The sequence below is a fragment of the Roseateles sp. genome (genome assembly GCF_044373315.1).
Lineage (GTDB): Bacteria > Pseudomonadota > Gammaproteobacteria > Burkholderiales > Burkholderiaceae_C > JACDQM01.
This window is the reverse complement of record NZ_JBILQK010000054.1, coordinates 18549-27656: the sequence shown is the minus strand read 5'-3', so window position 1 is coordinate 27656 and position 9108 is coordinate 18549. Positions and strand designations below refer to the sequence as shown.

Annotated in this window: 8 protein-coding genes; 3 read left to right on the top strand and 5 right to left on the bottom strand. The window is 69.6% G+C overall.

The features are described from left to right. Positions 1–1067 (top strand): methyl-accepting chemotaxis protein (locus ACIQ67_RS13070; RefSeq protein WP_397534809.1); only part of this gene is annotated, 1067 nt, incomplete at its 5' end. Here ACIQ67_RS13070 and ACIQ67_RS13065 read toward each other — a convergent pair. From ACIQ67_RS13065 to ACIQ67_RS13055, 3 genes are all read right to left on the bottom strand, one after another. After that, complete coding sequence (locus tag ACIQ67_RS13065; protein ID WP_397534808.1) at positions 1064–1558, bottom strand: hypothetical protein; 495 nt, start codon at positions 1556–1558, stop codon at positions 1064–1066. The two genes, ACIQ67_RS13070 and ACIQ67_RS13065, sit on opposite strands and share 4 nt — an antisense overlap. A 157-nt stretch (positions 1559–1715) precedes the next feature. Then, entirely contained in the window at positions 1716–2369 is a 654-nt protein-coding gene (locus tag ACIQ67_RS13060) for a tRNA-uridine aminocarboxypropyltransferase (protein WP_397534807.1), read from the bottom strand. 51 nt (positions 2370–2420) lie between these two features. Then, positions 2421–3686, bottom strand: coding sequence for a hypothetical protein (locus ACIQ67_RS13055; RefSeq protein WP_397534806.1), 1266 nt, complete (start codon positions 3684–3686; stop codon positions 2421–2423). 56 nt (positions 3687–3742) lie between these two features. Here ACIQ67_RS13055 and ACIQ67_RS13050 point away from each other — a divergent pair, with 56 nt between their 5' ends. Continuing rightward, positions 3743–6628, top strand: a complete 2886-nt coding sequence (locus ACIQ67_RS13050; RefSeq protein WP_397534805.1) for a DEAD/DEAH box helicase — start codon at positions 3743–3745, stop codon at positions 6626–6628. Between the two features lie 23 nt (positions 6629–6651). Here the strand turns inward: ACIQ67_RS13050 and ACIQ67_RS13045 are convergent, their stop codons facing one another. Together ACIQ67_RS13045 and ACIQ67_RS13040 are read right to left on the bottom strand one after the other, a co-directional pair. After that, positions 6652–6810 (bottom strand): hypothetical protein, encoded by a 159-nt coding sequence (locus tag ACIQ67_RS13045; RefSeq protein ID WP_397534804.1) that lies wholly within the window; start codon positions 6808–6810, stop codon positions 6652–6654. A gap of 122 nt (positions 6811–6932) precedes the next feature. Then, on the bottom strand, positions 6933–7637 hold the full coding sequence (locus ACIQ67_RS13040) for a hypothetical protein (RefSeq protein ID WP_397534803.1): 705 nt from the start codon (positions 7635–7637) through the stop codon (positions 6933–6935). A gap of 81 nt (positions 7638–7718) precedes the next feature. Here ACIQ67_RS13040 and ACIQ67_RS13035 point away from each other — a divergent pair, with 81 nt between their 5' ends. Beyond that, positions 7719–9098, top strand: coding sequence for a leucyl aminopeptidase family protein (locus ACIQ67_RS13035; RefSeq protein WP_397534802.1), 1380 nt, complete (start codon positions 7719–7721; stop codon positions 9096–9098). Positions 9099–9108 lie beyond the last annotated feature (10 nt).

Here is a 9108-nt window from a genome sequence, read left to right as displayed (position 1 = left end):
CCGGCAATCTGAGCACGCGTGTGCCGGCTGGCCGCCGCGACGAGTTCGGCTTGCTGCTCGGTGCTATGGATCGCATGGTGCTCCAGTTGCGCAGCGTGGTCGGGGAAGTCCGGCAGGGCGTCGAGTCCGTGGCGACCGCCTCCAGCGAGATTGCAACCGGCAATCACGACCTGAGCGCCCGCACCGAGCAGACGGCTTCCAGCCTTCAAGAGACCGCCAGTTCGATGGAGGAGCTCACGGCGACGGTGGGCCACTCGGCCGACACCGCGCGCCAGGCCAATCAGCTGGCCAACTCGGCGGCTGAAGCGGCCACGCGTGGTGGCATGGTGGTGCAGCAGGTCGTGGCCAATATGGACCAGATCACTGAGAGCTCGCGCAAGATCGCCGACATCATCGGCGTGATCGACGGCATTGCTTTCCAGACCAACATCCTGGCGCTGAACGCTGCCGTCGAGGCGGCCCGCGCCGGCGAACAGGGCCGCGGCTTTGCGGTGGTGGCGTCCGAGGTGCGCTCGCTGGCCCAGCGCAGCGCTGAGGCCGCAAAGGAGATCAAGACCTTGATCGGTGCCTCGGTCGAGCGCGTCGAATCGGGCGCTTCACTGGTTGCGCAGACCGGCAGTGCGATGTCGGACATCGTCTCCAGCGTCAAGCGCGTCACCGACCTGATTGGCGAGATCGCCTCGGCCGCGACTGAGCAACGGGACGGCATCGCGCAGGTCAATGTGGCGGTGACCAATCTTGACCACATGACGCAGCAGAACGCCGCCCTGGTCGAGGAGTCGGCGGCCGCGGCGCAATCGCTGCGCGAGCAGGCCGGCCGGCTGACCGAGGTGGTATCGGTGTTCAGGCTCGACGCGAGTCATGTGCCGAGCAGCCCGCGCGCGCCAGCAGCGCCGCCGAAGGCCAGGCCGGTCTCAGCCAAGACGCCGCTCAAAGCGACGCAGCCCAAGCTCTCACCGAAGCTGGCGCCTGCGCCGGCCCGGCCGCCAGCCGCACCGCAGCCGGTCGCCGCCGCCAGCCCCAAGCCCGCAGCGCCGCCGGTCAGCGATGAGTGGGAGTCGTTCTAGGCGACTTGGGTCCTCAGGGCCGCCGTTGGCGGCATCCGGCGCTTGGCCAGCGTGCCCGCCTGTATTACCCCAAGCATGGCGGCCAGCATATTGAGCACGCCCCACAGCGGCGGCACGCTTGACGACAGCAGCAGTGTGCTGAGCGGTAATTCGCCCAGCGCCGAGTTCTCTGAGGCATGCACCAGTCCGTAGAACAGCCAGGCCAGCCAGGCCAGGCAGAGCCCGCCCAGGCACCATGCTGTGGTGGGGCGTCTGCCGCGCTGGCTTGGGCGGATCGTCACATAGCTCCAGACCAAGGCCAGGCCGAAAACCGGCGTGGCCAGTAGCGTGGCGGCGCCAATCTCCTGCGCCAGCATGGCCCGCAGCCCGAGGTGACTCAGCAGTGGTGCAGGCGAGGGCAAGGCCGCCAGCGTGCTGACAAACAGCATGACCACGCAGTACAGCAGCAGGCCGGACAGCAAAGCCCCGAGGCGACGAAGAGAAGAATGCATGGCGGAGCTCCGGGTCAAGCCAGCGCGGTCCAGCGTACGCAGTGGCATGCGTGGCGCGGCGCGCGCGGCGGGTATGGCTTGATTCTGGATGGCTCGGCATGCCTTGCCTCAGCAGCGCCCCCCCGTGCCAGGGGGAGCCCCCCCGCACCTGCGGGGCTCAGCCCACAGGCGGGCCGTACCGGCGAGCATGCAGGGCCAGGCGGGCGACCATCGCATCAAAGCCGGACCACAGCGGTGCGTAGCGAGTTGCATCGCCTTCGAGCTGCTGCAGGGCCAGCACCGTGGCTTCAAGCGTGGAGCGCTGCTGGGCCTGCTCGGCGCGGCGCACCGCGTAGCGCGAGGGCGGCGGCGTGTTCAAGCTCAGTCGCGGCAGGGCCTGCAGTGCGGGATTGAGCGCCAGCATCTTGCGGCTTTTGCGCCAGGTGCCGTCCAGCACCACCAGGCGCAGCCCTGCGGGTGAAGGTGCAAAAGCCGGCGGTGTCTGTGCCGGCTTGGCGGGCATGGCGTCCAAGGGGTAGAGCAGCAGCGGCTGGACGGCCGCGCCGGCAGGCGACGGATGGTGCAACAAGGCCTGCAGTGCGTCGGACTCGAAGCGCTCGCCCACCACCAGCCGGCTGTGCCGCAGCGACAGCGTCAGCAGGCGTGCCGTGCCCTTGGCCTGCTGCTGCTCCAAGGGGTGCTGTAGCACCAGCACCTCCACCAGGTTGTCCGCCGGTGCAATAAAGGCGCACAGACAGGCCACGGCCGGCCGCTGGCAGCGCGCGCAGCAGGCACGCCGAGCCGGCAGGCTTGGCGGCTCAGTGCTCAGCACCGTGCCTCCAGCCGGGTGGCGACTGCCGCTGGCGGACGGAATCGGCCTGCGTCATCGCAGCAGCGCGATGCCATCGAGGCGCGCCTCAATGGCCGCCATCATGTGGCGATAGGCCGGCGCATCTACGCCGCCGTAGCGGCGCCTGAATTCGGCCTCGCTCAGGTACTCGGGCAGGTCCGACAGGTCGGGCAGCAGCTCATGCTCGCGCACACCGGCCGCCATCCTGTGCTGCAACTGGGCGGGTTCACGCATGGCCAGCAGGCCGAATCGCGCGCCGGCTCGGTCAGCCGCCAGGTCGTTGAAGCTGAAGCCGCTGCCGTGGAGGGCGTCGGCCTGCTCCTTGTAGACCCCGATGGCATCCGCCAGCGGCCCGCCGGCTGCCGCTGCCAGTGCAGCCGAGATGATGAAGTGCTGCGGGAAGTCCGGACGGCCCTGCAGGATCAAGGGCAGAGGGTGGGCCTGTGTCCTGGTTGCCGCCACGCTGAGCAGGCTGGCCGGGCTTCGGCCGACGGCATACAGGGCCAGGCTCACCAGCGCGGCGCGGTTCTCTGCCGCGGCGTCGCCGCCGTTGGCGCTTCGCTGGCGTGCCAGCGCAAAGGCGGCCGGCAGCAGCTCCGTCAAGGGCGCAACGCCCTGCCGCGCACTGTCGCGTGTCCAGCGCTCCAGCAGTTCGGCATGGGCGCGCAGTCGCGCTTGCTCCTGCGCGTCAAGCAGGCTGCCGAGCAGGCGTTTGTAGCTGTCGGCCTGCCAGCGGTAGCTCACTTCGAGCTGGCCCGGCTGCAGGCTCACCTGCTGTACCAACTCGCGTGCCAGCTGCAGCTCACCGCGCTGGCCGTACCGGTGCCAGCCCTGGGCAAACATCCATTGGCCCAAGGTGGCCGGCAGGGGCAGGCGGCCCAGCCTCAGACTGTCGACTGCCAGCTGCCGGCCGTCCTCGCGTAAGCCGAGCTGCAGGTTCAGCCAGCCCCAGGAGCTCAGCGCGAAGCTGGCCTGCAACTCGGCCCGGGCCGTCAGCAGACGCAGCCTCATCGCCGGTGCCCGTTCGGCCAGTTGGTGGCGGCCCAAATGGTTGAGCAGCAGGACGAGTTCGCCTTCGGACAGCCGCAGGCTGTGCAGCTCACCGGGGCGGGCGCGGCGCGGATCGTTCATGCGCAGCAACCGCTTGGCTCGCGCCACATCCGCTGGCGCCACGCTGGCTGCGGAGGGCACCAGCGGCCGGCCTTGCAGCGCCAGCGCGGCCAAACCCACCGTGCCGAGAAGCAGCGTGGCTGTCAGGGCAGCCAGAAGCTTGAGCGGGCGCTGGATGCGGGTTTTCATGGGGTGGAGTCTGCCAGCTTTGGCTTGCCCTGCGAGCGTCAGCCGACAATGCGGGCATGACCGATTCCGCACCGGCCGAGCTCGCGCGCCTGTGGCCGCCCGAGGCGGCAACGCTGCGCACGCTGTTTTCGCGCCAACGCCTGCAGCGCGGCCGAAGCTTGCAGGCACAGATCGTCGAGATCCAGCCCAGCCCGACGGGCGCCAACGCACGCGTGCGCGGCGCCGCGGGCGAGAGCTTCGAACTTGCGCTGCAAGGCGTGCTGGATCGTGACGCTCAGCCGCACTACAGCGCGCTGTGCAGCTGCCGCAGCCGGCGCTTTTGCGAACATGCCGCCGCCGTGCTGCTGAGCTTGCAGGCCGAGGCCGATGCACCGCGGCGCGAGAAGGCGCTGCAACTCTGGGTGGCCGCCATGCAGCGGCGTGCGCCGCGCAGCGAGCTGCAGCGCCTGCCGCCGCTGGAAGCGGCCGATGCGGCCCGGCTGATGGATTTGCTGCAACAGCCGCCGGCCGACGCGGAGCTGGCACCCAGCCGCGCAGCGGCAACGCCGGCCGCGGCCGTCGAAGCCCAGCCGGCCGAATTCCAGCCGCGCCTGATCCTGCAGACGCTCGGACGTGGCCATGGCCTGCTGGGCATGAGGCCCAGCGGCCGCATCGGACCGCGCGGCGAGCAGGTCAGCGTGGCCCGCGTGGACTGGCGCTACCGGGGCCCCGGCGGCCTGGCCTGGTCGGGGCCGGCGCCGCGCTCGCTGCTAAACAACCGGCCCCCTGCCGTGCAGGCCTGCGACGGCGGGGTGTTCGCGCGCGACCTGGCGGCTGAGGCTGACGCCTGCGACCAGCTCTGGTCCTGTGGATTGCTGCCACTCGATGCATCAAACCTGCAGTGGCGCGACCCGGGCGCCGCGACCCAGGCCGGGATCGTCGACGAGGCCTTGTGGACGCTGCCGCAGGAGGGCCAGTTCGCCGAGTTCTGGCTGGAGCAGGTGCCGGCCCTGCAGGCCCAGGGCTGGCAGGTCCAGCTGCAGCCAGGCTTTGCCCACCGGCCAGCGCCCGGTGAAGCCTGGCGCCTGACGATCCAGCCGCTGGCCCTGCCGCGCCGCGAAGGCAGCTGGCTCTTGAGTCTGGGTGTCGAGGTGGAGGGCGAAGCCCTGGATCTGGCGCCGATGCTGGCCGATCTGCTGCGGCGCGATGCGCGCTGGCTTGATGCGCGTGCGCTGGCCGACATCGATGATGCCGCGGTCATCGTGCTGCGCGCGCCGGGCGGGCGCCGCATCGAGGCGCCCGCCGCCACCCTCAAGGCCATCGTCGGCCCCATGGTCGATCTGCTGCTGGAGCGGCGCGAGGCGGGGCCCTGGATCTTGAGCGACTGGGATGCCACACGTCTGGCTGGCCTGACGGCTGAGGGGCGGGGGCATGGGTGGCAGGTTGAGGGGGATGCCGGTTTGCGCCGCATCGCTGAGCGCCTGATCCGGGCCGGCACGCCACCGCCGGTGGCGCAGCCCGCGGGCCTGGGCCTGACGCTGCGGCCCTATCAGCTGCACGGCCTGGCCTGGCTGCAATATCTGCGCGCCCAGGGGCTGGGCGGCATCCTGGCCGACGATATGGGCCTGGGCAAGACCGCGCAGACCCTGGCCCATGTGCTGCTGGAAAAGCAGGCTGGCCGCCTGGACCGGCCCGCGCTGGCCGTGTTGCCGACCTCGCTGCTGTTCAACTGGCTGGCCGAGGCGCGGCGCATCGCGCCGGCGTTGCGCGTGCTGGTGCTGCAGGGCACCGAGCGGCAACGCCATTTCGATCAGCTGGCGGCGTTTGACCTGGTGCTGACCAGCTACCCGCTGCTGTGGCGCGATGTGGCGCCGCTGTCGGCCCAGCCCTGGCACCTGCTGATCCTGGACGAGGCGCAGACCGTCAAGAACGCCGCCAGCCGCGCCGCGGCGGCTGCGCGGCGCCTGCAGGCCCGGCACCGCCTGTGCCTGACCGGCACGCCGGTGGAGAACCACTTGGGCGAGCTGTGGGCGCAATTCGACTTCCTGATGCCTGGTCTGCTGGGGGATGCGCGCAGCTTTGCGCGCCGCTGGCGCAAGCCCATCGAGGAAGGCGGCCACAGCCTGCATGCCGAAGCATTGGCGCGTCGGGTGCGGCCTTTCATCCTGCGGCGGCGCAAGACCGAGGTGGCGGCGGAGCTGCCGGCCTTGAGCGTGGTCACGCGTCGGGTGGCGCTGCAGGGACGCCAGAAGGAGCTCTACGAAAGTGTGCGCGTGGCCGCCGATGCGCAGGTGCGCCGCGTGCTGGCGCGGCAGGGCTTTGGCGCGTCGCAGATCAGCGTGCTGGATGCCTTGCTGAAGCTGCGCCAGGTCTGCTGCGATCCGCTGCTGCTGAAGGGAGTGTCGCCGACGCCGGGCCTGGAGCGCGCCAAGCTGGAACTGCTGGCCGAGATGTTGCCGGAGCTGCTGCAAGCCGGGCGGCGGGTGCTGGTGTTCTCGCAGTTCACCGAAATGCTGGACTTGATCGCGGCCGAGCTGGAGCGGCTGGGGCTGCCCTGGCTGAGCCTGACGGGCGCGACTGACGCCGCACAGCGTGGCGAGATCGTGCAGCGCTTCCAGGCTCTGGAAGTTCCGCTGATGCTGGTCAGCCTGAAGGCCGGGGGCGTGGGCCTGAACCTGACGGCGGCCGACGCGATCATCCACGTCGACCCCTGGTGGAACCCGGCGGTGATGGCGCAGGCGAGTGCGCGCGCCCACCGCATTGGCCAGGACAAGCCGGTGTTCGTCTATCAGCTGGTGGTGGCGGGCAGCATCGAGGAGCGGATGCTGGAGCTTCAGACCCGCAAGGATGCGCTGGCGGAAGCGGTGGTGGGCAGCGATGCAGCCGAGGCTGCCAAGTTCACGCCCGAGGATCTGGCGCTGCTGCTGGCGCCACTTGCTGCATCGGAAGACGTAGCAAGTTAGCGCACGCTATCTGGAGAAGTCAATCAGCGCTTGCGATCGAAGCGGATGGCGCGGGCTTGGCTGCGGCGGTCGCAACCCAGCGGGGTGGTTTCGAAGGCTTCGTGCTTGCGGCCCTTGTCGAGCTGCCACTCGGGCGCCGGCATGCGGCGGGGCTGCGATTCGGTGTGATGCTGAGACTTCATGGCGTTCTGGCCTTTTCACAATCTGGCGCCGATTGAAGCGACGCGATTGAGCAGACAACGCGGGCTCAGGGGACCGGGTTGACAGGCCTGAGAAAACTTTTTGCACCCGCGGCGCTTGCGAATCAGAACGCCAGCTTGAGGCCCAGGCTCAAGAGCTTCACCCGCGGCGTCTGCTGCTGTTGGGCCCAGGAGGCGTTCAGGTTCCAGTCCTTGCCTGCGGCCCAGCGCCAGCCCAGTCCCAGCCAGGGCTTCTCGCGTTCGACGCCATAGACTTCGGCCATCCACTCCAAGCCGGGCTGCTGGCTCCACTCCAGGGCCAGGTTCCAGTTGGCCCGGCTGGACCGCTCCGCCCGACTGTGGGTCAGCCCCAGGTTGGCGTGACCGGTGAAGCCCGCCGGCAAGGGCCGACTGGCCACCAGGTTCAGAAAACTCAGCTCGTGCCTGAGGCTGGCGCCCGGCGACTGGTTGCCCAGCACGCCCCAGGCCAGTGTGAGGGCCGTGCCCTGCCCGGCGTCCCCGTCATGCAGGCCGGTCTTGCCGGTCAGGCTCAGGCTGCGCGCGCTGATGCCGTCACTGCGGCTGCGTCCGGCGGCCAGGGCGATCTGGCTGTTGAAGCCGATGCCGCAGCCGATCTGCGTGGCCTGATCGCTGACCCGTGGCTGGCCGCGCGTGGTGGTCCGGACGGCTGCACTTTCCCACTCGCAGTCGCGTGCTTCCAGCACGCCGGCATCTTCTGTGATGAGCGGCCGACCGGCCAAGGCTTCTGTGCACGTCATGTTCGCACCGACCAACAAGCCCGCCAGCCAAGCCATGCGTTTGTCGCCCATGTCGGCACCTCCAGTCGATACCCGGAAATCTACACCGCCAGCGACAATGGGGGCTTCAACCCGTCATCGTTCATATCTGCCATGACCGTGCAACTCAAGAATTTCTCGTCCACCGCCAGCGTCGCGATCACCGTGGTCGACCGTCAGGCGTTCCAGGCGCTCGCACCGAAGCTGCCTGCCCCGACCCGTCACTGGCTGGCCGCGGTGGGTTTCAACGGCGCGCCGGACAGCCATGCGCTGGTGCCGGCAGCTGACGGCAAGCTCGGCCAGGTCTTCGCGGGTGTGGCGCATGTGAGCCATCCTTTCGCTCTGTCGGCACTGCCGCAGGCGCTGCCCGAGGGGCGCTATCACCTGGCCGATGACGGACTGGCTGTCGACGCGGAAGCTGCCGCACTGTCCTGGGAGCTGGGCGCCTACCAGTTCGATCTGTACAAGCCGCGCAAGCGCCCGCCGGCCGAACTGCTGCTGACGCCCAGCCCGGCGGCTCAGCGCGGTCTGGCGCAGGCCACGGCCATGGCCGCCACCCGCGATCTGGTCAATACACCGGCCGAGCACATGGGCCCGGAAGCTCTGGCCAAGGCTGTGCAGATGGTGGCCAAGCAGCATGGCGCCAGCTTCAAGCAGATCGTCGGCGATGCGCTGTTGAAGCAGAATTTCCCCGCCATCCATGCGGTGGGCCGCGCCAGCACGCGGGCGCCGCGGCTGATCGAGTTGAGCTGGGGCAAGCCCAAGGATCCGCTGCTGTCCATCGTCGGCAAGGGGGTCTGCTTCGATACCGGGGGCCTGGACATCAAGGGCGCCGAGGGCATGCGCCAGATGAAGAAGGACATGGGCGGCGCGGCCAATGCGCTCGGCCTGGCGACGCTGGTGATGGCCTTGAAGCTGCCGGTGCGCCTGCAGCTGCTGATTCCTGCAGTCGAGAACTCGATCGCGGGCAATGCCTATCGTCCCGGCGACGTGATCAAGACCCGCAAGGGCCTGCACATCGAGATCGGCAACACTGACGCCGAAGGCCGCGTGGTGCTGAGCGACGCACTGGCCTATGCCAGCGAGAGCAAGCCCGAGCTGATCATCGACCTGGCCACGCTGACAGGCGCGGCACGTGTGGCCCTGGGTGCGCAGCTGCCGGCTCTGTTCGCCAAGCACCACGATACGGCGCGCGACCTGGTCGACCTTGGCATGAAGCTGGACGATCCGCTGTGGCACATGCCGCTGTGGGCGCCCTACAAGGCCGGCATCGAAAGCACCATCGGTGACATCGTCAACACGGGCAAGAGCGCGCTGGCTGGCGCGATCAACGCGGCGCTGTTCCTCGAGTACTTCGTGCCCGAGAACCAGGACTGGCTGCACATCGACCTGTTCGCCTGGAACGACACGGCACGCCCCGGTCGCCCGATCGGCGGCGAGGCGCAGACCATCCGCACCTTGCTGGCCTATCTGGAAGAGCGCTTCGCGGCCTGAGCGCCATGAG

Coding starts and splice junctions, on each gene's coding strand:
- ACIQ67_RS13035 (WP_397534802.1), top strand. CDS start 7,719: ATGACCGTGCAACTCAAGAATTTCTCGTCCACCGCCAGCGTCGCGATC.
- ACIQ67_RS13040 (WP_397534803.1), bottom strand. CDS start 7,637: ATGGGCGACAAACGCATGGCTTGGCTGGCGGGCTTGTTGGTCGGTGCG.
- ACIQ67_RS13055 (WP_397534806.1), bottom strand. CDS start 3,686: ATGAAAACCCGCATCCAGCGCCCGCTCAAGCTTCTGGCTGCCCTGACA.
- ACIQ67_RS13045 (WP_397534804.1), bottom strand. CDS start 6,810: ATGAAGTCTCAGCATCACACCGAATCGCAGCCCCGCCGCATGCCGGCG.
- ACIQ67_RS13065 (WP_397534808.1), bottom strand. CDS start 1,558: ATGCATTCTTCTCTTCGTCGCCTCGGGGCTTTGCTGTCCGGCCTGCTG.
- ACIQ67_RS13050 (WP_397534805.1), top strand. CDS start 3,743: ATGACCGATTCCGCACCGGCCGAGCTCGCGCGCCTGTGGCCGCCCGAG.